The 25,795-nt window shown below is 74.1% G+C and carries 23 protein-coding genes and 1 pseudogene; 11 read left to right on the top strand and 13 right to left on the bottom strand.

Features of this window, described 5'->3' with window-relative positions:
* Window positions 1–89 precede the first annotated feature (89 nt).
* Together Dfulv_RS11940 and Dfulv_RS11935 are read right to left on the bottom strand one after the other, a co-directional pair.
* Window positions 90–3,617 (bottom strand): DUF4132 domain-containing protein, encoded by a 3,528-nt coding sequence (locus tag Dfulv_RS11940; RefSeq protein ID WP_259862881.1) that lies wholly within the window; start codon window positions 3,615–3,617, stop codon window positions 90–92.
* Window positions 3,614–7,075 carry a DUF4132 domain-containing protein gene (locus tag Dfulv_RS11935; protein ID WP_259862880.1) on the bottom strand — a complete coding sequence of 1,154 codons (3,462 nt, stop codon included), beginning with the start codon at window positions 7,073–7,075 and terminating at the stop codon, window positions 3,614–3,616. The genes Dfulv_RS11940 and Dfulv_RS11935 overlap by 4 nt, the downstream gene beginning before the upstream one ends.
* A 223-nt stretch (window positions 7,076–7,298) precedes the next feature.
* Here Dfulv_RS11935 and Dfulv_RS11930 point away from each other — a divergent pair, with 223 nt between their 5' ends.
* The gene (locus tag Dfulv_RS11930) at window positions 7,299–7,640 is read left to right on the top strand and encodes an MmcQ/YjbR family DNA-binding protein (protein ID WP_259862879.1); all 342 of its coding nucleotides are present in this window, start codon (window positions 7,299–7,301) and stop codon (window positions 7,638–7,640) included.
* 24 nt (window positions 7,641–7,664) lie between these two features.
* On the opposite strand, the gene Dfulv_RS11925 is transcribed toward Dfulv_RS11930, so the two are convergent.
* Window positions 7,665–7,787, bottom strand: a complete 123-nt coding sequence (locus Dfulv_RS11925; RefSeq protein WP_259862878.1) for a hypothetical protein — start codon at window positions 7,785–7,787, stop codon at window positions 7,665–7,667.
* A gap of 92 nt (window positions 7,788–7,879) precedes the next feature.
* On the opposite strand from Dfulv_RS11925, the gene Dfulv_RS11920 reads away from it, so the two are divergent.
* The 6 genes from Dfulv_RS11920 (at window position 7,880) to Dfulv_RS11895 (ending at window position 14,170) form a co-directional block, all read left to right on the top strand.
* Window positions 7,880–9,661 carry an AfsR/SARP family transcriptional regulator gene (locus tag Dfulv_RS11920; RefSeq protein ID WP_259862877.1) on the top strand — a complete coding sequence of 594 codons (1,782 nt, stop codon included), beginning with the start codon at window positions 7,880–7,882 and terminating at the stop codon, window positions 9,659–9,661.
* Between the two features lie 136 nt (window positions 9,662–9,797).
* Entirely contained in the window at window positions 9,798–10,544 is a 747-nt protein-coding gene (locus tag Dfulv_RS11915; protein ID WP_259862876.1) for an NUDIX hydrolase, read from the top strand.
* The gene (locus Dfulv_RS11910; RefSeq protein ID WP_259862875.1) at window positions 10,541–11,512 is read left to right on the top strand and encodes a serine/threonine protein kinase; all 972 of its coding nucleotides are present in this window, start codon (window positions 10,541–10,543) and stop codon (window positions 11,510–11,512) included. Before Dfulv_RS11915 ends, Dfulv_RS11910 begins: the two co-directional genes overlap by 4 nt.
* 13 nt (window positions 11,513–11,525) lie before the next feature.
* Window positions 11,526–12,491 (top strand): hypothetical protein, encoded by a 966-nt coding sequence (locus tag Dfulv_RS11905; protein WP_259862871.1) that lies wholly within the window; start codon window positions 11,526–11,528, stop codon window positions 12,489–12,491.
* Window positions 12,492–12,502: 11 nt separating this feature from the next.
* Entirely contained in the window at window positions 12,503–13,687 is a 1,185-nt protein-coding gene (locus tag Dfulv_RS11900; protein ID WP_259862869.1) for an adenylosuccinate synthetase, read from the top strand.
* A gap of 69 nt (window positions 13,688–13,756) precedes the next feature.
* A complete protein-coding gene (locus tag Dfulv_RS11895; protein WP_259862868.1) occupies window positions 13,757–14,170 on the top strand; it encodes a hypothetical protein in 414 nt (137 codons plus the stop codon).
* On the opposite strand, the gene Dfulv_RS11890 is transcribed toward Dfulv_RS11895, so the two are convergent.
* Complete coding sequence (locus Dfulv_RS11890) at window positions 14,167–15,855, bottom strand: DEAD/DEAH box helicase (protein ID WP_259867618.1); 1,689 nt, start codon at window positions 15,853–15,855, stop codon at window positions 14,167–14,169. The two genes, Dfulv_RS11895 and Dfulv_RS11890, sit on opposite strands and share 4 nt — an antisense overlap.
* A 128-nt stretch (window positions 15,856–15,983) precedes the next feature.
* On the opposite strand from Dfulv_RS11890, the gene Dfulv_RS48550 reads away from it, so the two are divergent.
* A complete protein-coding gene (locus Dfulv_RS48550) occupies window positions 15,984–17,201 on the top strand; it encodes a hypothetical protein (RefSeq protein WP_319805787.1) in 1,218 nt (405 codons plus the stop codon).
* Here Dfulv_RS48550 and Dfulv_RS11880 read toward each other — a convergent pair.
* Window positions 17,187–17,729 (bottom strand): RNA 2'-phosphotransferase, encoded by a 543-nt coding sequence (locus Dfulv_RS11880; protein ID WP_259862867.1) that lies wholly within the window; start codon window positions 17,727–17,729, stop codon window positions 17,187–17,189. The genes Dfulv_RS48550 and Dfulv_RS11880 overlap by 15 nt on opposite strands.
* A 111-nt stretch (window positions 17,730–17,840) precedes the next feature.
* On the opposite strand from Dfulv_RS11880, the gene Dfulv_RS11875 reads away from it, so the two are divergent.
* Window positions 17,841–17,993, top strand: coding sequence for a hypothetical protein (locus tag Dfulv_RS11875; protein ID WP_259862865.1), 153 nt, complete (start codon window positions 17,841–17,843; stop codon window positions 17,991–17,993).
* Window positions 17,994–18,022: 29 nt separating this feature from the next.
* Here Dfulv_RS11875 and Dfulv_RS11870 read toward each other — a convergent pair whose 3' ends face one another.
* Window positions 18,023–19,411 carry a bifunctional 3-(3-hydroxy-phenyl)propionate/3-hydroxycinnamic acid hydroxylase gene (locus tag Dfulv_RS11870; RefSeq protein WP_319805786.1) on the bottom strand — a complete coding sequence of 463 codons (1,389 nt, stop codon included), beginning with the start codon at window positions 19,409–19,411 and terminating at the stop codon, window positions 18,023–18,025.
* 257 nt (window positions 19,412–19,668) lie between these two features.
* On the opposite strand from Dfulv_RS11870, the gene Dfulv_RS11860 reads away from it, so the two are divergent.
* Complete coding sequence (locus Dfulv_RS11860) at window positions 19,669–20,163, top strand: YciE/YciF ferroxidase family protein (protein ID WP_259862864.1); 495 nt, start codon at window positions 19,669–19,671, stop codon at window positions 20,161–20,163.
* 103 nt (window positions 20,164–20,266) lie between these two features.
* Here Dfulv_RS11860 and Dfulv_RS11855 read toward each other — a convergent pair whose 3' ends face one another.
* A complete protein-coding gene (locus tag Dfulv_RS11855; protein WP_259862862.1) occupies window positions 20,267–20,767 on the bottom strand; it encodes a hypothetical protein in 501 nt (166 codons plus the stop codon).
* A 37-nt stretch (window positions 20,768–20,804) separates the two neighbouring features.
* The gene (locus tag Dfulv_RS11850; RefSeq protein WP_259862861.1) at window positions 20,805–20,984 is read right to left on the bottom strand and encodes a hypothetical protein; all 180 of its coding nucleotides are present in this window, start codon (window positions 20,982–20,984) and stop codon (window positions 20,805–20,807) included.
* 2 nt (window positions 20,985–20,986) lie between these two features.
* On the opposite strand from Dfulv_RS11850, the pseudogene Dfulv_RS11845 reads away from it, so the two are divergent.
* A pseudogene (locus tag Dfulv_RS11845) lies at window positions 20,987–21,274 on the top strand (response regulator transcription factor); the annotation flags it as partial.
* A gap of 149 nt (window positions 21,275–21,423) precedes the next feature.
* Here Dfulv_RS11845 and Dfulv_RS11840 read toward each other — a convergent pair.
* The 5 genes from Dfulv_RS11840 to Dfulv_RS11820 form a co-directional block, all read right to left on the bottom strand.
* Window positions 21,424–22,230, bottom strand: a complete 807-nt coding sequence (locus tag Dfulv_RS11840) for a S1 family peptidase (protein ID WP_259862859.1) — start codon at window positions 22,228–22,230, stop codon at window positions 21,424–21,426.
* A 117-nt stretch (window positions 22,231–22,347) separates the two neighbouring features.
* Window positions 22,348–23,112 carry a putative protein N(5)-glutamine methyltransferase gene (locus Dfulv_RS11835; RefSeq protein ID WP_259862858.1) on the bottom strand — a complete coding sequence of 255 codons (765 nt, stop codon included), beginning with the start codon at window positions 23,110–23,112 and terminating at the stop codon, window positions 22,348–22,350.
* A 20-nt stretch (window positions 23,113–23,132) separates the two neighbouring features.
* Window positions 23,133–23,774 (bottom strand): LuxR C-terminal-related transcriptional regulator, encoded by a 642-nt coding sequence (locus tag Dfulv_RS11830; protein WP_259862857.1) that lies wholly within the window; start codon window positions 23,772–23,774, stop codon window positions 23,133–23,135.
* Complete coding sequence (locus Dfulv_RS11825; protein WP_259862856.1) at window positions 23,726–25,018, bottom strand: sensor histidine kinase; 1,293 nt, start codon at window positions 25,016–25,018, stop codon at window positions 23,726–23,728. The genes Dfulv_RS11830 and Dfulv_RS11825 overlap by 49 nt, the downstream gene beginning before the upstream one ends.
* 91 nt (window positions 25,019–25,109) lie before the next feature.
* Window positions 25,110–25,724, bottom strand: coding sequence for a pyridoxamine 5'-phosphate oxidase family protein (locus Dfulv_RS11820; RefSeq protein ID WP_259862855.1), 615 nt, complete (start codon window positions 25,722–25,724; stop codon window positions 25,110–25,112).
* Window positions 25,725–25,795 lie beyond the last annotated feature (71 nt).

Below are 25,795 nucleotides of genomic sequence, written 5' to 3'. Positions count from 1 at the left end.
CGCCGAGGCACACGGACGTGTGCTCAGGATCGCGGAAATCGGCACGGTGCCGGCACGGGTGACGGCACGGGTGAGGTCAGCGCCGGCGCCTACAGCACGACCTCCCGCAGCTCCCGGACGACCTCGGACATGGTGACCGCGTCGAGCTGGTCGAGGGGGTGCGCGCGTCGCCCGAACCAGTGGGTGTCGCCGGCGCCGCGGACGTAGACGTCACCGAGCGACTGCTCCGCGTAGGCGGTGACGTCCCCGACGACGATCCCCGGCTCGAGGTCGACGACGAGGAGGTCGCCGCCGGGCAGGTCGCGCTCCATCCAGCCCTGGATGCCGCCGTCCTCCGCCGCGGCGCGCCGCCAGCCGCGCCGCTCGAGGCCCAGCACCTTGGTGGTGGGGACCTTGACCCCGGTGAACGCGAGGTCGCCGAGCCGGCGGAGGGTGGTCGCGGCCCGCTCCGCGTCGGTGACCGTGTAGGTGTCGCGATTCAGCTGCGCGAACGGCTGGAGGATCTCGTAGTCGGCGAACAACTCCGCCCAGCCGGACAGGTCACCGCCGAGGTGCAGCGGATGCGCCACCCCGACCAGGGCGTCGTCGCCTAGCGTGACGGCCCGGTCGGCGAGGTCGGCGAGGCTGCGGTCCTCGGCGACCCGCAGGGACGAGACGATCCCGGTGCCGGTCCCCATGCCGGTCCTCGTGTCGGCTGTCGTGCCGGCTGTCGTGCCGGTCCTCGTGTCGGAGTGGACGGCCCACACCAGGCGGCGTGCCACGTGCCACACCAGCGGATGGCCGACGATCAACTGCCGGAACTCGGCGCCGGTCCAGCGGCGCTGCCACACCATCGCCCGCTCGAACCGGCGGATCTGGTCGGCGGCGACGGTCCGCACGTCCTTCTTGAGCGCCGCGAAGCGCTGTGCCGCCGCGGGCGCGAGCCCGGGGTCGTCCTTCGCGCCCGGCTTCGGCAACGCGGCCCGCCGCCGGCCGTCCTCGTCGGCGACGAACGGCTTGAGCTGCTCGTCGAAGCCCACCACGAAGCTGCGCGGCCCGTAGTCGAGCGTGAGGGTGCCGTCGGCGTCGAGCCCGAAGGCGGGGACGAGCCGGTCGGCGAGCTGGTCGCCGGTCAGCCCGAGGCCGGCGGCGACCTCGGCGATCTTCTCCGTGGCCCGGTCCCTGAGCCCCCGGAACTTCGCCTTCTCGGCGATGCCGTGCAGGTGCATGAGGGCCACGTCGGTGCCGATCTCGGCGAGCACGTCGAGGCCGGTGACGGCCCGGGCGTGGCCGCCGCCGCCGGGCCACGCCCGGATGACCGGGGCGAGCCGGCGCACCGTCTCGTCGTCGCCGAGGTGCCCGAGCGTGTCGAGCGCCCAGCTCTCCTTCGCCGGGGAGCCGGCCCGCTGCCATGCCTCGAACAGGCTCCAGCCGAACTCGGCGAGCGTCGCCGGCTCGCATTCGCGCAGGACCACGGCCAGGCCCGCATACGGCTCGCCGATCCGTGACATGGCGAGCATCGTCAGCACGTGCCGGACCGCCGCCGCGGGCAGCGTCCCGGCGCCGCCGGTGAGCTCGATCGGGGCGAGCAGCGCCGGGTCCGCCCAGTCGGGCACCACGGGGAGCTTCGCCGGGAGCAGCTCGACCGGGTCGGTGTCGAGCAGCGCCGCGATGCCGGCCGCGGCCTCCTCGCCGTAACCGAGGGCGGCCGTCTCGACGGTGTCGCGGTGCCCGGCCGCGGCGATGAACAGCAGTGCCCGCTCGGCGTGGCGGCGGGCGGTGCCGGGCTTGGCCAGCGCGGCCGGGACGAGCGTGCGGGCGGCCGTGACCGGGTGCCGCCGCAGCCAGGTCGCGGCCACGGGCCGGACGGTCTTCAGGCGGCCGTGCCATTCCGCCATGAGCGTCGCCACCTGCGGCCCCGTGAACGGCATGAGGATCGGCGCGACCTCCGCCGGGTTGCGGCGGGCGGCCTCGATCACCGTCGGATATGCCGCCAGCTCGTACTTCGCGGCGACGAAGGTCAGCCAGACCTCGGCGTCCCAGAGGTCATGGGGGCGCCACTCCGGCAGCAGCGGCAGGACGAGCTCCTTGGGGCCACGGGCGAAGAACTCGATCTCGTCCCAGATCCGGCTCCGGCCGGCCCGGATCTGCTCCGCGATCGGCGCGTGGTCGACGCCGCGGTTCCAGGTGCCGCGCAGCGACACGCGCAGCCATTCGTCGCGCTCGCCGGGTGCCCAGTCGAGCCACGGCTCGTCGGCGCACTCCAGACCGGCGACGACGACCGGCTTGCGGGCCTTGCGGGTCACCGTCCACGGCGGCGACATCAGCAACGGCGGCAACGCGCTCGGCGGCGCCTCCGGGGCCGCCGACAGCCCGGACATGATCGCGGTGATCCGCTGGGCGGGACCGCCGGGTAGCCCGCCCGAGGGCCCGCCTGGGAGCCCGCCTGGGAGCCCGCCTGGGAGCCCGCCTGGGAGCCCGGCCGAGAGCTCAGCCGAGAGCCCGGCCGAGAGCTCGGCCGCGACCTCCCCGGCGACCTCGGGGTGCTTGACCACGTGCAGGCGCAGGAGGCCGGCGGTCGCCGCGCCGCCCGCCGACGCGAGCATCCGCATCGCCCGGCGCGGGAACCGCTCGGCGGCCTCCATCAGCGCCGGCACCGCGTGCCGGTCGTCGGCGCGGTCGACGAGCAACTGGAACGCCTCGTCGGTCGGCACTGCGGCGACCAGGCCGAAGACGGTGCGCAGCGTCGTGTCGTAGGGGTAGTTGCCCAGCAGGTCGGCGTAGACCGGCAGGCCCGCGGCACCGAGTCCCTCGCCCAGGGTGTGCATCCGCGTCAGGGAGGTGGTCAGGTGATACCGCACGTGGTCCATGACCACGAACTGCGCCGGGTCGCTGATCGACGCGGCGAGGAGCAGCGCGTTCCACTCGTTGGCGGTGCCGCGCGTGAAGGCGACGACGTCGTGCTCGACCCAGGCGTGCTCGCCGGGGACGAGGAACGACGTGGCGGCGAACTGGTGCGGCCGCAGCGGCCGCTCCCGGAGTGCGGCGAGAGCGGCGACCGCCTCGGCGTGGTCCTCGTCGGACGCGGCGGCCATCGCGGCCCGCAGCCGGTGCAGCACCAGGGCCGTGCCGTCGATCTCCCAGTGGTTCGTCGGTGATCCGGTGCCGTACCGGCGGACCGGGCCGACGGCGACCCCGTTCGGGCCGGAGTGGTCGCCGTTCCGCCAGTTCCGCAGGTCGGCCAGCTCCACCCCGGCGCACACCGCGAACGCCAGTCCGCGGGTGGCGATCCAGCCGTCCGCGAACGCGGAGCTGACGGTCGAGCTCCACAGCTCGGACGGCCAGACCGCGGTGATCGCGACGGCGGCGGCACCGAGCGGCGTGCCGGCCGGGTCGCCGGCGAGGTGCGCGAGGCCCTCGGCGCGGACGTCCTCCGGGGTGTCGTCGTGCGTGAGCGCCCGGAGCGGGTCGACCCCGCCCTGGTCGCCGGTCTTCCGGGCGAGGACGCCGGCGACGGTCCGGGCCCAGTCGGCGCCGGGCCGGTAGCCGACGGCGAGCCCGCCCCGGCGCGGCAGGATGCTGCGCTGCCAGGAGGACGGCGTGCGGAAGACGTCCTCGTCGGTCATGGCGCTGGTCACGGTGCGGTGCCCTCCAGGTCGCAGATGATCTCGGATGCGGTGACGGGGTGGAGCGCGCCGAGCGGGACGCGGTCCTCGGCGGCCGCGCTCCAGCCGGCCCCGTCCACAAGCGACCGGCTGACCCAGACCTCGGTGATGACGTGCTCGGGTGTCGCCGAGGGATTGGCGTAGTCCAGGCCGGGCTCGATCCGGGCGACGGCGACCGACGCACCGGCCGGCTCGCCGGGCAGGTCGAGCTGGATCCAGCCGGCCGCGGCGTCCCAGACGTGGGCGCGGCGCCAGTCGCGGCGCTCGAGGCCGAGCAGCTTGACGCCCATGGCCTTGGCCCCGGTGAACCGGTCGAACGTGACCGCCTCCCGCTCGGCGGCGGTCAGCCGGTGCACGGCCCGGTCCAGCTGCGGGAACGGCGGGAGGAGCGCGTAGTCGGCGAACAGCTCCGACCAGGCCTGGAGCGTGTCGCCGAGATGGAGCGGGTGCGCGATGCCGACGCGGGTGTCGTCGGCGAGGGACACCGCCCGGTCGTCGGCGTCGGCGAGGGTGCGGTCCTCGGCGAGCCGAAACGCGCCGGTCACGTTGCCGGCCGGGTCGAAGGTGGCCCAGACGAGCCGCCGCGCGATGTGCCACAGCAGCGGGTGGCCGGCGACGTGCACCCGGAACTCGGTGCCGCTCCACCGCCGCTGCCGGACCATCGCCCGCTCGAGGCGGTGCAGCTGGTCGGCGGCGACGGTCCGCACGTCCTTCTTGAGGGTGGTGAACCGTTGCACGGCGGCCGGTGCCAGCTCCGGGTCGTCCTTCACCCCCGGCTTCGGCAACGTGGCCCGCCGCCGGCCGTCCTCGTCGGCGACGAACGGGCGGAGCTGCTCGTCGAAGCCGACCACGAACCGGCGCGGACCGTAGTCGAGCGGCAGCGTGCCGTCGGCGTCGAGCCCGAACCGCGGGACGAGCCGGTCGGCGAACTGGTCGCCGCTCAGCCCGAGGTCGGTGGCGATGTCGTCGAGCCGCTGCCGGGCGCGCTGGCGCACCGCCCTGGTCCGGACCTTCTCCGCGATGCCGTGCAGGTGCATGAGCGCGGTGTCGCTGCCGATCCGGACGAACACGTCGAGCGCCGCGTTGGCCCGGGCGATCCCGCCCTCGGCCGCCCAGGCACGGATCAGCGCGGCGAGCTGGTGGACGGTCTCGTCGTCACCGACGAGGGCCTGGGTTTCGAGCACCCAGCCGGCCCTGGGTGGCGCCCCGGCGTCGAGCCACTGCCGCAGCAGCGACCGGCCGAACTCGGCCAGGGACCGCTCCGTGCAGGCCTCGCGGACGACGGCGACTCCGGAATACGGCTCGTCGGGGCTGGACATCGCGAGCATCGTGAGGACGTGCCGCACCGCGTCGACCGGCAGTGCCCCGGCGCCGCGCCGCAGCTCGATCGGGGCGAGCCGGGCGGGGTCGGCCCAGTCGAAGAGCACCGGCAACCGGGCGGGCAACCGCTCCAGCGGGTCGGTGTCGAGCAGGTCGGTGACGGCCCGCGTGGCCTCGGGCCCGTGGTGGCGGGCCGCGGCGTCGACCGCGTCGCGCCGTCCGTTGCCGGCGATGGTGAGCAGCGCCCGCTCCGCGGCGCGCCGGTCCGGCCCCGGGGCGGCCAGCGCGACCGGGATCAGCGCCCGGGAGGCCGCCTCGGGATGGCGGGCGAGCCAGGCCGACGCGACCGGCCGCACGGTCTTGCGGGTGACGAGCCAGGTCGCCATGAGCGTCGCGACCTGGGGCGCGGCATACGGCAGCAGGACCGGTGCCACGGCCGCCGCCGTCGCGGGCGGGGCCTTCCGCACGGTCTCCACGGCCATCGGCAGCACCAGCAGCCCGAACCTGGCGACGAGCCCGGGCAGCCAGTGCTCCGCGCCCCACAGGTAGGCGGGCACCCAGCCGGACGCGATCGGCGCGGCGAGTGCCTCCGGCGCCCGCAGGAGGAACCCGACGGTGTCCTGCCAGCGGCTCCGCGGGCCGGCGACCTCGGCGGCGGTGATCGTCCAGTCGGGGACGGGGACGCCCCAGCCGGCGAACCCCTCGGTGTAGGCGAGCCCCTCGGTGCCGGCGAGCCACGCGTCGCGCTCGCCGGGCAGCCACACGATCGACGGCCGGTCCGTGCACCGCAGCCCCGTGACCACGACCGGCTTGCGGGCCGCACCGCGCCGGGCGGTCCACGGCGGGCTGACCAGCAGGGCGGGCAGGGCCTCCGGGTCCGCGACGGCACGCCGGTCGAGCGCCGCGAGCGCCGAACGCACCCGGGCGGCGGCGCCCTCCGGGAGCGCCGAGGAGGCAGCCAGCAGCTCCGCGGCCACCGCACGGTGCCGAGTCGCGTGCGCCCGCAGCCGCTCCGCGGCGTCGCGGCGCCGCGACGTGCCGAGCAGGCGCAGCGCCCGGCGGGGGAACCGGTCGGCGGCCTCGGCCAGCGCGGCCGGGACGTGCCGCCCGTCGAGCCGGCTGTCGAGCCGGTCGAGCAGCGACTGGAACGCCGCGTCGGACGGCAATGCCGCGATGATCGACAGCAGGCGGCGCCGTGTCTCGGCGGCCGCCTCGCGCCCGTCCAGCCAGTCGAGGAACACCGGCAGGCCGGCGGTGCCGAGGCCCTCGCCGGCGCTGAGCAGCGTGCCGGTGGACGAGAACAGGCGGTGGTCGGGCAGGGTGTCAGCGAGCGCCTCCGCCTGCGCCGGGCTCGTCACCGCGGCGAGCAGCAGCACGGCGTGCTGGTCGGCGCGCGGCCGGAACTGCGGCCGGAACTGCGGCCCGAACTGCCGGCCCAGGACCTCGGCGACGGCCTCGTCGACCCAGGCCCGTGCCGCGGCGTGGCCGGCCGGCGCGAGGAAGGCCGCCGTCACCCGGTGGTCCGGCGAGCGCTCCCGGTGCGCGGCGAGGACCTCGATCGCGGCACGGTGATCGTCGTCGGAGGCGGCGGCAAGGGCGGCCCTGACCCGGGCGAGCAGCGGGCCGAGCCCCTCCGGGAGCCAGCGGTGGACCGTGTCGTCGAACCGGACCACCGGCCGGCCCGCCACGGCCGTGCGCTGCCAGTCGGTGTCGTAGTGCAGGCCGGTCAGCTCGGCGGCGGCCGCCACGGCGAAGGACAGCCCGTGCCCGGCGATCCACGCGTCGACGAGCGTCGCCGCGGCGCTGCGGCACGACCGCTGGTCGAGTGGGCCGAGCAGCGCGCTCGCGACGGCCGCCGCGCCCAGCGGGGTGCCGTCCGGACGACGGTCGAGGTCGGCAAGGGCCTGCGCCGCCACGTCCGGTGGGGTCTCCGGGTGCTCGAACGACTCGTGCGGCGACGGGTGGCGGGCGAGCAGGCGGGCGCGGTCGGCGGCCCAGGTGCGGGCCGGACGGAACCCGGCCGGAGCGCCGCCGCGGCGCGGGTGGAGGTCCCGGTGCCAGGTGGACGGCACGGTGAACGTGTCCTCCGAATCAACGTCCACCTCGATCATGCGAGCCTCCTGCCGACTGCCGTCCGATCCGACGCGCGACACCATAGCGACGCCCACCGACAGTTTCCGCGATCCCGGGCCGTACGCTGCGGGAACGCAAGATCGACCCAGGTCGGGCCGCGCCATTGATCATGAAAGACTCAAAAGGGGAAAATCGGATCCCCGGAAAAGTGCCGGACCCGCCTGTTACACCAGAGTCATGGGGATCCGTACCGGACGCGGAGTGAGCGTCGAAGAGGCGCTCCGGATGGTGCTCTCGCTGCCCGAGATCGAGCAGCGCCAGCATGGCAACCACATCGGGTTCCGGGTGCGCGACAAGGGCTTCGCCTACCTGTGCGAGGACGACTGGACGATGCTGGTCAAGGCGACCCGGGAGGAGCAGGCCGCGCTCGTCGAGGACGACCCGCGGGCCTACAAGAAGGCGAGCGCCTCGGGCCGGATCGGCTGGGTCCAGGTCCGGCTGCGCAAGGCGCACGAGGAAGAGCTGGCCGACCTGATCACCGAGGCGTGGCGGATGACGGCGCCGCGCCCGATCGTCGCCCGCGCCGGCCTGCCCTTCGGCTGAGCGGCGAGCCCGAAGACGGCACGGTCAGCGCAGCACGGACAGGACCGTCGTGACCAGGCCGGCGGCCAGGGCGGTCAGCAGGGCACCGGCAAGGATGAGGCGCCAGGTGAGCCGGGCGGTGTGACCGGCGGCGGCGATGAGCTTCATGCCGCACAGCACAGCACACCGACCTTTGGTGGGGCTGAACACGCGCACGGCAACGCCTCAGGAACGCCGCTCGCCTGCCGATCGCGCCGGGCGTGGACGTGCGGGTGCTCGGACGGCTCGAGATCATCGACCAGGCGGCCGGCGGTGAGCGGCGGCTGACCGGCGACGACCTGCCGCGCCGGGCGCGCCAGGTGCTCGGCGTGCTCGCGGCCCGGCACGACCGGCTCCAGTCGAAGGACGCACTCGCCGACGCGGTCTGGGGCGAGGAGCTGCCGGGCAACCACGCGGCCGCGCTGGAGCACTACGTCTCGGTGCTGCGCCGGACGCTGCAGCCGGGCGTGCCGACCGCCCGGTCGTTCATCGTGACCCGGGCCGGCGGCTACGTGTTCGCCACCGACCGCGCCCGGCTCGACCTGGCCGAGCTGCGCACCGCCGCGCGGCTCGCCGAAACCCGTCCGGACCGCACCGACGTGCGGGAGCAGATCGTTCGGCTCGCCCGCGACCTGCCGTTCACCGAGGACGAGTACGCGGAGTGGGCCGCACCCGCCCGCGCCGAGGTCCGGGCCGTCGTCGTCGCGGCGCTGCTCGACCTGTCCGAGGCCATCGCCGGAGCCGATCCCGCGCGGGCCCAGCGGCTGGCGCGCGAGGCGAGCGAGCTCGAACCCTTCACCGAGCGTGCGTACCGGGCCGGGATGCGCGCCGCCGCCGGCCTCGGCCGCGCCGATGCGGTGATCCAGTGGTACGACCAGTGCCGCCGCACCCTGGAACAGGAGCTGGGCGTCGCGCCGTCACGGGAGACCGCCACGCTGCGCGACACGCTCCTGGCAGACGTCCGAGCCAGCACTGGAGCCAGCACTGGAGCCGGCACCGGAGGCGGCACCGGAGGCGGCACCGAACGACCCGGGCCGCCGGCCCACGACCGGCGCCGAGGCGACCGGCGGCGACCGGCCCCCGGCCGGCAGGACCGGCTCGCGGTCGTGACGGCCCTGCCGAACGCGGCCCGGCAGCCGGCGACGGGGTTCCTCGGCCGGGACGCGGAGCTCGCGGCCCTCGCGGGCGGTCCCGCCGTCGTCCACGTCGCCGGGCCGGCCGGCGCCGGCAAGTCGGCGCTGCTCGCCCGCCTGCGTGAGCTGCACCCCGGCACCGCCGGGCTGGGCCGCGGCCCCGGACCGGGCGGCGCGCTCCGCCTGGGCTGGCTGCGCACGGTACTGCACCAGCTCGACCGGCCGGCCGACGACGTCCTCGACGCCGCGATGGCCGAGCGCCGCGCCCTGCACCCGGCCGAGCTCGACACGATCGCACACGGCCTGCCGGGGCGGGTCGTCGCGATCGACGACGCCGAGCACCTCGACGCCGACTCGGTCGCCGAGCTGCGCTGGCTGCAGGAGCACGGGTTGCGCGTCGTGGTCTCGTACCGTTACCCGTCCACGATCGCCACCCGCCCGCTCGGCGCGCTCGACGCCGGACTGGTGCTCCGGCTGGAGCCGCTGACCGGCGCCGACCTCGACCCGGAGACGCTCGCCGCGAGCGGCGGCATCCCGGCGCTGGTCGCCGCCGATCCGGCGACGGCCGGGCAGGTCGCCATGCACCTGGCCCGCCAGCGCACCCGCTGGATGGCGCCGGCGGCCTGGGAGGTGCTCCGGCTGACCGCCGCGCTCGGCACGCTGCGGGTCGAGCAGCTCGCCGCCGTGGCCGGGCTCGACGTCGACGAGGTCCTCGACGCCGTCGACCGGCTGGTCCACGCCCACCTGCTGGTGGAGGGCCCGGGCGGCCATGTCCGCCACCGCAGCGGGCTGATCAGGGACGCCGTCGCGGCGCAGGTCTCCGCCGCGCACAGCCACCACCTGCGCGCACGGCTGACGTCGGCCCGCTGACAGCGGGCTGACAGCGGGCCGACACAAATCACCGTTGCGTTCTCCCACCGCCCGGCGCTATGTTGTTCTCAGATCGAGAAATACTCAGTTAGAGAAGAACTCCGGCTGAGAAAAACTCCGTTTGAGAAGGACCACGGTGGTGAACGAAGCCGAGTTCCTCGCCAGCTACGACCCGCGCGCCTATCCCCCGGTCGCGGTGACCGTCGACGTCGTGGCGTTCACCATCCGGCAGGACACGCTCACCGTCCTGCTGGTGCGCCGTGCCGGCCCGCCCAGCGAGGGCAGGTGGGCGCTGCCCGGCGGGTTCGTCCGCGAGTGGGAGGACCTGCCGACCGCCGCGGCGCGTGAGCTCGCCGAGGAGACCGGGGTGGCGACGGCCAACCGCCGGCTGCACCTCGAGCAGCTCGGCACCTACGGCGCGCCGGACCGCGACCCGCGCATGCGGGTCGTCTCGGTGGCCTACCTGGCGTTCGCGCCGGACCTGCCCGATCCCGTCTCCGGCGGCGACGCCCGCGTGGCGGCCTGGACGCCGGTCAGCGAGGTGGACCAGCTGGCCTTCGACCACGCCACGATCCTGGCCGACGGCCTGGACCGGGCCCGCTCCAAGCTGGAATACACGCCGCTGGCGACGAAGTTCGTCGGCGAGGAGTTCAGCATCGCGGAGCTGCGGGCCGTCTACGAGACGGTCTGGGGCGAGCAGCTGCACGCCGGCAACTTCCACCGCAAGGTGCTGTCGGTGCCGGGGTTCGTCGAGAGCACCGGCGCGGTCGCCGAGCGCGGCGGCAGCCGCGGCGGCCCGCGCGCCAAGCTCTACCGCGCCGGCGACGCGCAGCTGCTGCACCCGGCGCTGCTCATGCCCAGCCGGGAGGAGACGGTGCGGTGAACCTCCCCACGAGCACGGCGGAGGCGATCGCCCTCGTCGAGCGCGCCACCGCCGAGGAGCTGTTCGGCGGCGACGACCCCGCCAGGGCGTACCGCAGGCTGGCCCGGCTCACCCATCCGGACACCGCGGGGCCGGCCGGCGCGCGAGCGTTCACGCGCCTGGCCGAGCTGTGGCGCACCCGTGGCGCGATCCGCAGCACGAAGGGCGTCTACCCGACGGCCGTCCTGGACTTCCGGGGCGACCTCGCCAACCTCTACCGCGTGCCCGAAGGGCACCTGAAGCTGGTCCGCGACCCGTCGTGCAACGACCTGATGGCACGCGAGGCGGCAGCCCTGCGCCGGTTGGCCGAGCACGGCGACCCGCGGTACCTCCCCTATGTCCCGCGGCTCGTGGACACCTTCCGCCACAAGGAGGGCGGGGTCGTCCGGCGGGCCAACGTGATCGCTGTGACGTCGGGCCGGACCGCCGGCCGGCTGCACAGTCTGGCCGAGGTGGCCGCGAAGCGCCCCCACGGCCTCGATCCGCGCGACGCGGCGTGGATGTGGCGGCGGTTGCTGGTCGCGCTGGGCCTGGCCCATCGGGCAGGCGTGATCCACGGTGCGGTACTGCCCGAGCACGTCCTCATCGAGCCGGACGACCACGGCGTGGTCCTCGTCGACTGGTGCTACAGCGCCGCCGAGCCGGACCAGCGGATCGCCGCGATCGTCCCGCGCTACCGCGACCACTACCCCGCCGAGGTGCTCGACCGCGGCACCCCGGCTCCCTGCACCGACCTGGCCATGGCCGCCCGGGTCATGGCCGACCTGATCGGCGACCGTGCGCCGAAGCCGTTGCGCCGGTTCGCCGACGGCTGCCGGCTCGCCTCGCCGCGGCAGCGTCCCGACGACGCGTGGCGCCTGCTCCGCGAGTTCGACGAGTTGCTGCACCACCTGTACGGGCCGCGCAAGTTCCGGCCGTTCACCCTCTGAGAGGAGATCATCCATGGGAAGCGGGATCTGGTCGACAGACGTCTACGACGCCGCCGACCGTTACCGGCGCGCCACCGGCAAGAGCGCCTTCGCCTACAGCGACTCGGGCGCCCGTACCGTCCACACCGCACTCGACCCCAAGGGCATCGCGGTCCGCGAGAGCCGGGACTCGGACGAGCACCCGAACTCGGTGGCCATCGCCGTGCTCTTCGACGTCACCGGTTCGATGGGATCGGTACCGCGGGTCCTGCAGCAGAAGCTGCCCCAGCTGCTCGGCCTGTTGCTGCGCAAGGGGTACGTGAAGGACCCGCAGCTCCTGTTCGGCGCGATCGGCGACGCCACGTGCGACCGGGCGCCGCTGCAGGTCGGGCAGTTCGAGTCGGACAACCGGCTCGACGAGGACCTCGGCCGCATCGTGCTCGAAGGTCGCGGCGGCGGCCAGATGACCGAGTCGTACGAGCTGGCGATGTACTTCATGGCCCGGCACACCAGCATCGACTGCCACGAGAAGCGGGGCAGGCGCGGTTACCTGTTCATCATCGGTGACGAGCAGGCGTACAAGCGGGTGAAGCCGGCCGAGGTCGAGGCCGTCATCGGCGATCGGCTCGCCGAGCCGATCGGCCTGCGGGCGATCGTCGACGAGGTGCGCCGCATGTACGACACCTACTACATCCTGCCGGCCGGCTCCTCGTACGCGGGCAACACCACGATCCTCGACTTCTGGCGGGACCTGCTCGGTCAGAACGTCATCGCGCTCGACGACCTCGACGCGGTGTGCGAGACGATCGCGCTCACGGTCGGGCTCGGCGAGGACGCCATCGACCTCGACGAGGGCCTCGACGACCTGCGTGACATCGGCTCGGCGGCCACGGCGACGGTCGGCAAGGCGCTGGCCCGCATCGGCGGCGACCGTGCCCCGGTCGCGACCGGCTCGGCGCCGTCCGACCTGGCCGGCCCCGTGACGGTCGAGCGACTCTAGGAGGCGGCGCCATGCACGTCATCGTCGTCGACCTCGGGTTCGGGGACTGCGGGAAGGGGACCGTCGTCGACCACCTGTGCGCGACCCGCGAGGTCCACACGGTGGTGCGGTTCAACGGCGGCGCGCAGGCGGCGCACACCGTCGTGCTCGCCGACGGGCGGCAGCACACCTTCGCGCAGTTCGGCGCCGGGACGCTGCGCCCGGGGGTGCGCACGCACCTGTCCCGGTTCATGGTCGTCGACCCGCTCGCGCTGGTCGCCGAGGCGGAGCACCTGATCGCCCTCGGCGTCCACGACGTCTGGCAGCGGCTGACGGTCGACCGGCGCGCGCTGGTCGCCACGCCGTACCACCGCGAGGCCAACCGTGCCAAGGAACTCGCCCGGGGCGCGGACCGGCACGGCTCGTGCGGGATGGGCGTCGGCGAGACGATGGCGTACGCGCTGTCCCACGACGACGACGCACCGCGGGTCGGCGACTGTGCCGACCCGCCGGTGCTGCGCCGGAAGCTGACCGCCCTGCGGGCGCGGCTCGGCGTGGGCGGGCCGCCGGTCGAGGACTGCGTGCGCGCGTTCGCCGCCTTCGCGGCGACGGTGCCGATCGTCGACGGCATGCGCTTCGACGACGGCCCCTGCGTCTTCGAGGGTGCCCAGGGTGTACTGCTCGACGAGTGGCACGGCTTCCACCCGTACACCACCTGGAGCACGACCACGTTCGCCAACGCCGAGGAACTGCTGGACGGCGCCCCGGCGTTCCGGCTCGGGGTCCTGCGGACCGTGACGACCCGCCACGGCGCCGGGCCGCTGGTCACCGAGGATCCGTCGCTCGGGATCACCGACCCGAACAACCCGGCCAACCCGTGGCAGGGCGCGTTCCGGGTCGGGCACTTCGACGCGGTCGCGCACCGGTACGCGCTGGAGGTCTGCGGCGGCGTCGACGGCCTCGCGCTGACCCACCTCGACCTGCCGGTCAGCCGCATGTGCACCGGCTACGGCGGGGTCCGGCTCGTTCCCGGCCCGCCCGGCGACCTCACCCGGCAGGAGGCGACGACCAGGAGCCTGGCCGGCGCCGAGCCGCGGTACGCCGAGGTGCGCGACTGGGTGACGGCCGTCGAGGACACGCTCGGCGCGCCTGTGGTCGTCGAGTCGTGGGGGCCCACCGCGGAGGACAAGAAGTCCGCCGACCGGCTGACATCCTGAAGACCGGCGGGCACCGCACCTCAGTCGCACCACAGCCGCACCACAGCCCGCCCTGTGACGCTGCGGGGCATGGGGCTGGCACGGGACGCGTTCAGGGCACTCACGCTCGCCGCCACGGCGGGGCTGGTCGTCGGCGGTGTCGCCGGCGTCATGAACCCGCCGTCCACCGCCCCGCCGTCCGCCGGCCCGTCGTCCGCTGCCGGGCTCGCGCCGGTCCGGGTGACCAGCGTCGACCTCCTCGGCGCCGACCGGCTCGAGGTGACGCTGCGGTTCACGAACACCGGCCGCACGGTCGAGCGGATCGACGCGGCGGCCGTGCAGGTCACCGCCGACGGCGTGCCGCTACGGGGCCGGACGGCGGGTGCCGTCGACCTCCGGCCGGGCGCCACCGCCGACCGGACGGTCGCGTTCGACGCGCCGCCGGCCGGCGCCGGCCTGACGCTCACCCTGCCGGGTGGCGGCACCCTGCCGCTGCGGCTCTAGACGCGGCTGCGCTCGCGGCGGACGACCGGTCGGCGGCCCTTCAGCGTCGTGCGCCGCAAGGTGTCGATGACCTCGTCCACCGACTGCTCCGGGATCTCGACCAGCGAGAACCGGTCGGTGATCTCGATCGCGCCGATGTCGCGGCCGGTGAGGCTCGACTCGCCCGTGATCGCGCCCACGAGGTCCTGCGGCCGGATGCCCGCGCTGCGGCCGGCACCGACGAACAGCCGGGTCATACCGCCCGGCGGGGTCCGCCGCCCGCCGTCCCGGCCCCGGCCGCGCCCGTCGGCGTCGCGGACGCTGACCCGCCGGCCCGGCCGCTCATCGTCCCGCTCGCGCGGCGGACGGATGGTGACCTCCGGGATCTCCTCCTGGTCACCGTCGCCGACACCGCCCGACTCGTGCGCCAGCTTCACCGCCGCCAGCGCGATCTCGACCAGGTCGAACTCGTCGGTCAGCGTGTCGACGACCACCCGGAACCGCTCCAGGTCCTTGTCGGCCAGGAGGCTCTCCTGCAGGGCGGCCCTGGTCAGCTCCAGGCGGCGGGCCCGCAGGTCGGCGACCGTCGGCACCTTCTCGATCACGATGCGCTGCTTGGTGACCCGCTCGATCGTCTTGAGCATGCGGTGCTCGCGCGGCTCGGCGAGCGTGATGGCCACACCCTCACGGCCGGCGCGGCCGACCCGGCCGATGCGGTGCACATACGACTCCGGGGCCGACGGCACGTCGTAGTTGACCACGTGCGTCAGGTGCTCGACGTCGAGGCCGCGGGCGGCGACGTCGGTGGCGACGAGCAGGTCGGCGGTGCCGTTGCGCAGCCGCGCCATCACCCGGTCGCGCTGCTCCTGGCCCATGCCGCCGTGCAGCGCCTCGGCACGATACCCCCGGCCGTTGAGCGTCTCGGTGAGCTGGTCGACCTCGTCGCGGGTGCGGCAGAACACGATCGCCGCGCCGGGCGCCTCGACGTCGAGCACCCTGCCGAGGGCGGCGGGCTTGTGCGCGCGGGTCACGACGTAGGCGACCTGCCGGACCAGCGGCGCCTCACCCGCGGGGGTGGGCTCGCGGCCGATCTGGATCCGGACCGGGTCGTTGAGGTGGCTGCGGGCCAGGCCGTCGATGCGGGGCGGCATCGTCGCGGAGAACAGCACCGTCTGGCGGTCCTCCGGGGTCTCCTGGAGGATCGCCTCGATGTCCTCGGCGAAGCCCATGTCGAGCATCTCGTCGGCCTCGTCGAGCACCACCACGTGCAGGTCGTGCAGGCGCAGCGTGCCGCGGCCGAGATGGTCCAGCGCCCGGCCCGGGGTCGCGACGATCACATCGACACCCTGCTCCAGCGCCCGCAGCTGGCGGCCGATCGGCTGCCCGCCGTAGATCGGCAGGACGCGGGTGCCCAGGTCCCGCCCGTACCGGTGGATGGCCTCCGACACCTGGACCGCCAGCTCGCGTGTCGGCACCAGGACCAGGGCCGACGGGTTGTCACCGCCGGGCGGCGGCATGCGCTGCAGCAGCGGCAGCGCGAACGCGGCCGTCTTCCCGGTGCCGGTCGCCGCCTGGCCGAGCAGGTCGCGGCCGGCGAGCATCGGCGGGATCGCCTCGCGCTGGATCGGGGTCGGTTCCTCGTAGCCGAGTCCCGAGAGTGCCTTGAGCAACTCGTCCCGCAGGCCGAGGTCGGCGAAGCTGGTCATGTCCTCGTCGTTGATGATCGCGGTCACGATGATGCTCCTCGGTCGGCGCGGCTGGTGGATGTGGCTCAGTGGGCAATGCGGGCTTATCTAGCATCCCAGGCGGGCAATCCACACTGGTGGCGTGGTCGGTGTCTGTGATCTGCGACTGGTACAACGAGCAGATCGTCGCGGCGGGCAAGCAGCCGCTGTTGCTGCTGCTCGCGGGACTGGTCGGCGGGTTCGCCGGGATCCGCACGAGCACCCGGATGATCCGGGCCCAGGTGCGGTGGTGGCCTGGCAACCTTACGGCGGGCGGCGTTCATCTGCACCACGAGCTGTTCGGTGTGCTCACGATGCTCGTCACAGGGACGCTGGCGTTCGCGTTCCCGGGCCGTCCGCCGTGGCACGACCTGCTCGCCCTGGGCTTCGGGATCGGCGCCGGGCTGGTTCTCGACGAATACGCGCTGCTGCTGCACCTGCGCGACGTGTACTGGACCCGGGAGGGCCGGAGCTCGATCGACGCGGTGATCGCGGCCACGATCGTGACGCTCATGCTGGTGGTCAGCACGGTGCCGTTCGGCCTCGACGACGTGGAGCGCGACGAGGCGTCGACCCGGTGGGCGACGGCCGCGGCGGTGTGCCTGAACCTGTCGCTGACGGTGCTGACCGCGCTGAAGGGCAAACCGTGGCTGGCGTTGCTGAGCGTGGCCGTGCCGCCGATCGGCCTCGTCGGCGCGTCGCGGCTCGCGGCGGCCGGCAGCCCCTGGGCGCGGCGGTACGGCCCCGCGAAGCTGGCCCGCGCGCAAGCCCGCTCGGCGGCCTGGTCGAGACGGAAGGACCGGTTGATCACTATGGTTGGCGGTGTGACCTCGGTGGCTTCTCCTGACGACTCCCCTTCTCCGCAGTCTTCTCCACGGCCTCCCGCCCCGGCCTCCCCGCAGAGCGGGAGCGACTGGCAGGAGCAGCGGGCGCGGGCGGTCGCGCACCACGGGGCGGCGCTGGAGCAGCGGCTCGCGGCGGAGGCCGCCCGGGCCATGACGCAGATCGCCGAGTTCGTCGCCGCCGCGAAGGAGGCCGGCGTGCCGACGGAGCCGCTGCGGGCCCGGTCCTACCGCGGACGGTCCTACCGCACCTCCCTGCGCGGCTGGTACCTGAATGCCTCCCGGACGATCGCGGTGGGCGATGACGGCATGTACTACTCCCTGCTCGTCCCGCCGTCGGCCACGGGCTGGCTCACCGGCGTGACGCCGGAGCCCACGACCCCGCGCCTGATCGTGGGCGAGGGTGCCCGCGACGGCGAGTCGATCCCCCTGGCGACGCTGCTGCGGCAGCGGCTGAACGCAGCGCCGGGCTCAGGGCACGCGTAGATACTCCGGCGGCACCTCGTCGGTCAGCCACACGCCGTTGTCGGAGCGGTAGAAGGTGTGGCCGTCACGCGCCATCTGCCCGGCGAGCACGGTCAGGATGACGGTCGCGCCGCCGCGGCGGGCACCCACCCGGCGGGCGGTGCCGGTGTCCGGCGACAGGTGGACGTGGTGCCGCCCGCCCCGGTTGAGCCCGGTCGCCTTGATGGAGGCGAGCACCGCCGCGGCCGTGCCGTGGAAGAGCAGCTCCGGCGGCTCCGCCGGGGTGAGCCCCAGCTCGATCGGGACGGAGTGCCCCTGGCTGGCGCGGATGCGCTCGACCCCGTCGGGACCGACCGCGATCGCGAAGCGCTGCTTGTCGTTGCCGGCGACGACCGCGTCGAGGGTCGGGCGGTCGAGGCCCATGGCGGTGAGAAACCGCTCGACCGGCACCCACCCGGCCGCGTCGAGGGTGAGGCCGACCCGCGCGGGGTCGTGGCGGAGCACCTTGGACATCCGCTTGCTCACCTTGACCAACTGATGCTGTTCCATATCAACTCCGATTGTCCGCGCACCGTCCAGCGCATTTCTCACCCGGGTGACCGCCCCCGGCTGTCGCCCCCGGCCCCGTCACCCCCACGGTCCGGGCGGAGGCCGTCGAGGATGACGGCGACGGCGCGGCCGTTCGCCGGTCCCGCGGGATGGGCCGCCGCGGCCGGGGTGCTGGTGGTAGGCCTGATCCACGCCCGCACGTGGGACGATCCCGACCCGTGGGGCAAGCGCACGGCCCGCGCACGCCGCACAGCCGGCGCCTGAGGCGGTCAGCGCGACCAGGCAGGCCGGCCTCAGTGCGCCGCGTGCACGACCCGGTCCGGGCGCAGCACGATCGTCCGGCCGCGCATCCACCGGCGCAGGGCGCCGGACGGGTCGAACTCGGGGGTCACCCGGATCGGGCGGCCGCGGACCAGGTGCGGGGCGGGCGGCCGCGCGCCGAACAGGGTCGCCCAGCCGGGGCCGAGCGCGTCGTCCAGCCGCACCTCGCGCCCCTCCCAGACCACCGTCGGCTGCGGCGCGAGGCGACCGGCGCGCCGGTCCCGGCCGACGTGGTCCAGCGGCGGGCTCGTCGAGCGCAGCGCCAGTCCTTTCAGGCCCGGCACGCGCCAGATCGCACCGAGCACCACCCGCCGTACCGCCGCCGCGCGGTCCTGCCCGCCCGTCATCGCCCAGCCGGCCACGATGGCCAGCCGGATCTGGGCGCGGGCGTGCGGCTTGCGCTCCCGTTCGTACGAGTCGAGCAACCGTTCGTCGTCCGACGCGAGCTTCCACACGAGGTTGTACGCGTCCCGCAGCCCGGCGCCGAGTCCCTGCCCGATGAACGGCGGGGTCTGGTGGGCGGCGTCGCCGAGGAGGAAGACCCGGCCGGAGCGCCAGCGATCGGCGACGCGGGCCCGGAAGGTGTACTCCGCGCGGCGCACGATCCGCACCGCCGCGTCACCCAGCCACGGGGCGACCAGCGGCTGTACATCCACAATGGACTCACCGGGGCGGAGGCGGAACTCCCACCGGTACCGCAGCGAACCCAGCTGCATGAAGGTCGCCGCCCGGCGCGGGTCGCAGACCTGGTGGACACCGCCCCACGCGCCCAGGTCGCGGTCGCACACGCCGTCCACGACGAGCCAGCGCTCCTCGAAGCGCAGGTCCTCCAGCGTCGCCCCGATCAACCCGCGGACGGTGCTGTTGGCCCCGTCACACCCGAGGACGGCCGCCGCCGGGACGGTGCGCTCTTCACCGTTCCGGCGGAGTCGGTACGTCACGTGCGCCGACGAAACCGCTGACGACACCCCGACGACCTCCGCGCCGCCGACGAACTCGACGCCGTCCAGCGTCGCCAGCCGCGCCCGCAGCAGCCGCTCCAGATCCGGCTGGTCGAACATGTTGGCCTGCGGATACCCGTGCGGCCCGGTCGCCGTGTCCCGGCGGAACTCGGCCATCACCCGGTGCCGCCCGTCGAGCAGCCGCAGCCCCAGCCCGGGCCGGCTCACCTGCAGGAACTCGTCGGCGACGCCGAGTTCCTGCAGGATCCGCACCACCTCGTCGTCGACGTGGACCGCGCGCGGCAGCGGATACGGTTCCGCGTACCGGTCCAGCAGCAGGCACGGCACCCCGCGCTGCGCGAGAAGGATCGCGGCGGCGGCGCCCACCGGCCCCGCCCCCACGATCACGACGCGATCCACCCATCGAGGTTAAGCACTCGGGGTTACGTCACGAGCACCGCGTCCCGTTGAGCGTGAACACGGCGGGGTTGGTGTTCGTGCCCGTTGCCGACGGTGAAGCCGGTGGCCGCCTGCGCCGGCGCTCCTGCCGCGCCGGCTCTCCTGCCGCGCCGCCGACGGCAGCGACTTCGGCCCGGCCATCGTGTTCAGTGCCGTGCGGAACGGGTAGAGCGCGGCCGGCAGCACCCCACAGACCCCAACCCAGGCAGGAGAAGCAGATGGCACTCGACAACCCGGCCGACCTGTTCCTCTACGAGCTGTCGGGCATGTACGACGCCGAGCGCAAGAGCAACCAGCTGGTGGGTGAGATCCTCGGTCAGGCGGAGCAGAGCCCCCTGGCCCAGATCCTGCGCGCCCAGCAGCAGCAGGGTCAGCAGAAGATCCAGAACCTCGAGACGTGCTTCGCGATGATGGAGACGGAACCGATGGACGTCTCGTGCACGACCCTCGACGGCATGCGCGCGGAGTTCCAGCAGTTCACCAGCCAGCGCCCCTCCACCGAGACGCTGGAGATCTACACGGTCGACGCCGAGACGAAGCTCGCGCACTTCGGCATGGCCGGCTACCGCGGACTCATCGACAAGGCGCTGCTCATGGGCGAGACGCAGTGCGCGCAGGTCCTGCAGACCAACCTGGTCCAGAAGCAGGAGAACGCGGGCACCTTCGAGCGCATCAGCCACGAGCTCGGCCAGCGGGTCACGATGAACGTCTGACCCTGGACGGGCCGGCGCGGCGAGCGCCTGGCACGGGGCGGGGCCGCCGTTCCGGCGGCCCCGCCTCCCCCACCCCGCGACCCCGCCCGGCCACCGGAACCCGTCACGCATCGCGGATCTCGAAGACGATCACCGCGAGCACCACCGCCACCGCCGCGTACAGCGCCAGCACGCCCAGGCCGGCCCAGGGCCCGATGTCGGGCGGTGTCAGGTGCCGCGTCGTCTGCACGGCCAGCCCGGCGTCCATCGGCCCGAACCGGTGCAGGCGCCGCTCCCAACGCGGGTCGGACACCAAGGACGCCGCGAGCGGTGCGACGTAGAGCACGCCCAGCATCCCCGTGATCGCGCCGGCGGTGTCCCGGACGAGCACCGCCACTCCGGCGCTGAGCAGGGCGATCAGGACGAGGTACAGCACGGTGCCCAGCGCGGCCCGCCGGGTCGGCTCGTCGGCGAGTGACGGCAGCGGGTTGCCGGTGGCCGCGGTGAACCCCCGGCCCGGCAGGATCCGCTGCTCGACGAGGCCAGCAGGCCCATCGACACGATCAGCACCGCGGCGGCGAACAGCGTCACCACCCAGCGACGCACCGTGCGCAGCTTCGTCCACTCGGCACGCAGTGTCGAGAGGAACCCGTCCCCGCCGCTCATCGCCCGCTCGCACTGAACTCGACGCCGTCACGGGTCAGCTCCATGTAGGCCTCCTCCAGCGAGGCCCGGTGCTGCCGGAGCTCCGAGAACGGCACGCCCCCCGCGGTGAGCAGCGCGGCGACCCGGTCCCCGGGCAGGCCCTCGATCGCGAGGAGGTCCTCGCCGGTGGCGGCCACCGGCGCCGACGGTGACCCGCCGGCTGATCGCCGAATTCGCGCGGTTGCGGCCGCGGACACGGGCCGCGGGAACGGTGTTCGACGTCCTGACGCCACGCGAGACGGAGGTGCTGCGGCTGATGGCGGGCGGGCTGTCCAACCCGGAGATCGCCGAGCGCCTGGTGGTCAGCGAGGAGACCGTCAAGACCCATGTCAGCCGCGTGCTGGGCAAGCTCGGGCTGCGGGACCGGACACAGGCGGTGGTGGTCGCGTACGAGTCGGGGCTCGTCGTGCCGGGCCGCCCGTCATGAGCCGCGACCGGGACGCGGGCCAATGCGGAGGCCCGGACCGCGACCGGGATGCGGGCCGCCGCGAAAAGCGCGAGCCGCGAAGGCGCGGTGGGTGGCCCCTCGCCGGGCCGCCCACCGCTCCCTCGCATCAGCCGCCGGTCAGCCGACGATCAGCCACCCAGGCTCGCGGCGGCCGAGGCGATCGCCGAGGCGAAGGTGCTCACCTCGGTGTAGACGCCCGGGTAGTTCGGGCGGGCACAGCCGTTGCCCCAGCTGACGATGCCGACCTGGATCCACGCGTTGGACGCGTCGCGGCGGAACATCGGGCCGCCCGAGTCACCCTGGCAGGTGTCGGTGCCGCCGGAGGCGTAGCCGGCGCAGATCTCCTCGCCCGGGATCAGGTCGGGGTAGGAGTTGTCGCAGGTGGAGTCGGGCACGAACGGGACGGTCGCCTTGAGCAGGTAGCGCTGCTGCGCGCCGCCCTCACGGGCCGCACCCCAGCCGGCGACCGTGAAGGTGCCGCTGTTGTACGCCGTCGTCGTCGCGATCGGCAGGGCGGCCAGGCCGGTCACCGGGCTCGCCAGGCGGATCAGCGCCCAGTCCTTGCCGTTGCCGTTGTAGCCGGGTGCGCGGTAGACGTAGTTCGACCGCACGGTGATCCGGCTGGAGGACTGCAGGTCGACGACGCCGAGGGTCGCGGTGATGCTGGTGTTCGTGCCGGTGCTGCCGACGCAGTGCGCGGCGGTGAGCACCAGGCGGGAGCTGTAGAGCGCGCCGCCGCAGCCCATCGACAGGCGAACCATGAACGGGAACTCGCCCTGCGCCGCCCGCGTGCCGCCGACGACCGATTCCCGCGTCTCGCGAGCGTGCGCCGCGCCCGGCAGGACGCCGACGATCGCGACAACCGCGGTGAGCACAGCCAGCAGCCGGCGTGCGTGAGTGCCGGCGCGCCGGGCCGGTGCGCGCCCTGCGGACATGAACCTTCGAACCATCCGGGAGCCTCCCCATCGAGTTGGATGATGGGGAGAATGTTATCGATCGATTCGACATTCATGGATATATTGTCTGACTCATATCGTGAGACAGCACGACGGTCAGGGCAGGGACGCGACGACGACGAAGGTCTCCGTGTCGGAAACCGTCCGAGGGTGCAGGCCGGCCGACGACAGGATCTCGTGTGCCGGGTCCGCCTGCACCACGCCCACCTCGGTCAGCAGGGCGCCGTCGGGGGCCAGCCAGCCGGGTGCCTCGGCGGCGAGGCGGCGCAGCACGTCCAAGCCGTCGGCACCGCCGTCCAGCGCCGCACGAGCCTCGTGGACGCGGAACTCCTCCGGGAGATAGGCGATCTCGGCCGTCGGCACGTACGGGACGTTGGCGAGCAGGAGGTCGACCGTCCCGCGCAGGTCCGCGGGGAGCGGCGCGAACAGGTCGCCGCAGAACACCTCCTCCGTCAGCGGGGCGAGGTTGCGGCGGGCGCACTCGACGGCGGCCGGGTCGACGTCCGAGGCGACGAGACGGACCGGGGTGACGTCCCGCACGACGACGAGGCCGAGCACGCCGGTGCCGCAGCACAGGTCGAGCACGGTGTGCCCCGGGCGGACGAGGGTGCGGGCGGTCGTCGTCAGCAGCTCGGTGCGGTGGCGGGGGACGAAGACGCCGTCGGTGACGGCCACCCGCACACCGGAGAAGTCGGCCCAGCCGAGCACGTGCTCCAGCGGGAACCCCGCCACGCGGCGCGCGATCATGGACTCGAGATGATCGTCGTCGCGGGCGGCGCCGAGCAGGAGGGCCGCCTCGTCCTCGGCGAAGACACAGCCGGCGGCCCGCAGGCGGGCGACGATCTCGGATCGTGATGGCACGACAGCGCTACCTGGACCGGCTACGCGTTGAGGTAGGCCAGCACCGCGAGCACGCGGCGGTTGTCGTCCTCCGACGGAGGCAGGCCGAGCTTGGTGAAGATGTTGTTGATGTGCTTGCCGACGGCCTTCTCGGTGACGAACAGCCGTGCCGCGATCGCGACGTTGGACCGGCCCTCCGCCATCAGGCCCAGCACCTCCCGCTCGCGCGGGGTGAGGGCCCGGGTCGGCTCGCCGGCGTTACGGGCCAGCAGCTGCGAGACGACCTCCGGGTCCATCGCCATGCCGCCCCGCGCCACGCGGCGCACCGCGTCGACGAACTCGGCGACCGTCGCGACGCGGTCCTTCAGCAGATAGCCGACCCCGCCCCGGCTGTCGGACAACAGCTCCCGCGCGTACAACTGCTCCACGTGCTGCGAGAGGACGAGCACCGGCAGGCCGGGGGCCTCGGCCCGGGCGGAGATCGCGGCCCGCAGGCCCTCGTCGGTGAAGGTCGGCGGCAGGCGCACGTCGACGACCGCGACGTCGGGCCGGTGTTCCAGCAGTGCGGTGCGCAGGTCGGTGCCGTTGTCGACGGCCTGCACCACCTCGAAGTCGTATGCGGTCAGCAGCCGGATCAGCCCGTCGCGGAGGAGGGCGAGGTCTTCGGCGATGACAACGCGCACGGCAGCTCCATAGTCAGCACGGTCGGGCCGCCGGGTGGGCTGTCGACGGTCAGGCTGCCGTCGAACGCCCCCAGCCGGCGCTCGACACCGGCCAGCCCGGAACCGGCGCGCGGGGCCGCGCCACCGACGCCGTCGTCGCCGACGGTGATGTAGATGGCGCCTCCGAGGTGGGTCAACGATACCCAGGCCGCCGACGCCCCGCCGTGCTTGACCACGTTGGTGAGAGCCTCGACGACCGCGAAGTAGGCCGCGGACTCGACCGGCGCCGGCGGCCGGCCGCTCAGGTCGCTCTCCACGGCGACCGGGATCGGCAGGGTCAGCGCCAGCGCCTGGAGCGCGCCGCCGAGACCGCGCTCGGCGAGGACCGGCGGATGGATGCCGCGCACGAGCAGCCGCAACTCGGCGAGCGCCAGCCCGCTCGCCTCGCGCGCCTCGGCGATGAGCGCCTGGGCGGCGGCCGGGTCGCGGGTGACGAGCTCCTCCGCCATGCCGAGGCTCATGCCGAGAGCCGCGATGCGGGCCTGCGCGCCGTCGTGCAGGTCGCGCTCAATGCGGCGCAACTCGGCGGCCTGCGCGTCGACGACCTGGGTGCGGGTCTCGGTGAGCCGGTCGACCCGGACGGCCAGCCGGGCGCTGCGGGTCGGGCCGAGCAGCGACCGGTCGAACTGGGCGAGGGTCCACAGCAGCCAGGGTCCCGCGTAGAGGGCGCCGGCGGTGATCAGGGCGCCCTGCGCCGGCACGCTGAGCACGTCGAAGGTGTCGTCGATCGGCCAGGTGACACCATACCCGTACCAGTCCGTGGCCGCGTCGATGATCACGGGAATGCCCAGGAGACCCTCCGCCCCGTAGGCCAGCAGGGCCGGCCCGAGCACGCCGAGCACCACCCCGGTCGGCGCACCGGCGAGCAGCCACACCAGGTCGCGCCACGTCGCCGGGTCCCTGACCAGCCACAGCCAGCGGCGCGGCGAGCCGATGAACGCGCGCGGGGGCTGCGGACGATACGGCCGGAGGATGTCGACGCCGGACCACTCGCCGGCCAGCCGGCGGTGCAGGTCGGCGTAGCGGCGCACGACGAGCTGGACGAGCGGCGCCAGGACCAGCCCGACGCCGGCGATCGACAGCACGAACGTCACGACGCTCAGCACGAACAGGGCGATCCGGACGGGCAGCGCGAGCAGCCCGAGCAGCGCCACCCTACCGACAGCGGTCAGTCCCCGGCGGATGTACGGCACGGCTGCTCTCATGCCGCCATTCTGGCCGACGGACGGCCGCGTGTCGGTGGGTCTAGCCCTACCGTTCAGGCGGCGGCCGCCACTACCACCCGGGTGAGGAGTATCAGGCGTAGAGCCCCCGGCGGTAGGTATCCTCGGCGTAGTAGACCTCGAGTTCCTCGACCGTCTCCGGGGTGTCCTGGACGCTCTTGACGAGCTTCGCGTGCGACGGCAGCGCCTCGGGCGTCCACGTCTCGTGCTTCCACAGTTTCGAGCGCATGAACGCCTTCTGGCAGTGGAAGAAGATCGTGTCGATGTCGACCACGAGCGCCATGATCGGCCGGTGGCCCTCGACGACCAGCTCGCCGAACCACGGCGCGTCGGTCAGCAGCCGGGCGCGGCCGTTGATCCGCAGCGTCTCGCGCCGGCCGGGCACGAGGAAGATCAGGCCCACGTGCGGGTTGGCCAGGATGTTGTGGAAGCCGTCGGCCCGGCGGTTGCCGGGGCGCTCCGGGATCGCGATCGTCGCGTCGTCGATGACGTGGACGAAGCCGGGCGGGTCGCCCTTCGGCGAGACGTCGCAGTTGCCGTCCGCGTCGGACGTGGCGACGAGCACGAACGGGGACACCGCGAGCCAGTCGCGGTCGGCCTGCTTGAGCTGGGCTCGTTCCTTGGTCACTGCCCGGGGCGTCGGCGACCCGAGCACTTCCTCCAGTTCCGCTACCGAGGTGATCTGCATGTGCTCAGCATAGGACGCGTAACAACCTGTAACAGTTGAGATATTGTCCGTCCTCACATGTGCCATTAGCT

Origin of the sequence: Dactylosporangium fulvum (assembly GCF_025137375.1) — a bacterium.
GTDB lineage: Bacteria > Actinomycetota > Actinomycetes > Mycobacteriales > Micromonosporaceae > Dactylosporangium > Dactylosporangium fulvum.
This window is presented reverse-complemented; position numbering and strand designations above follow the sequence as displayed.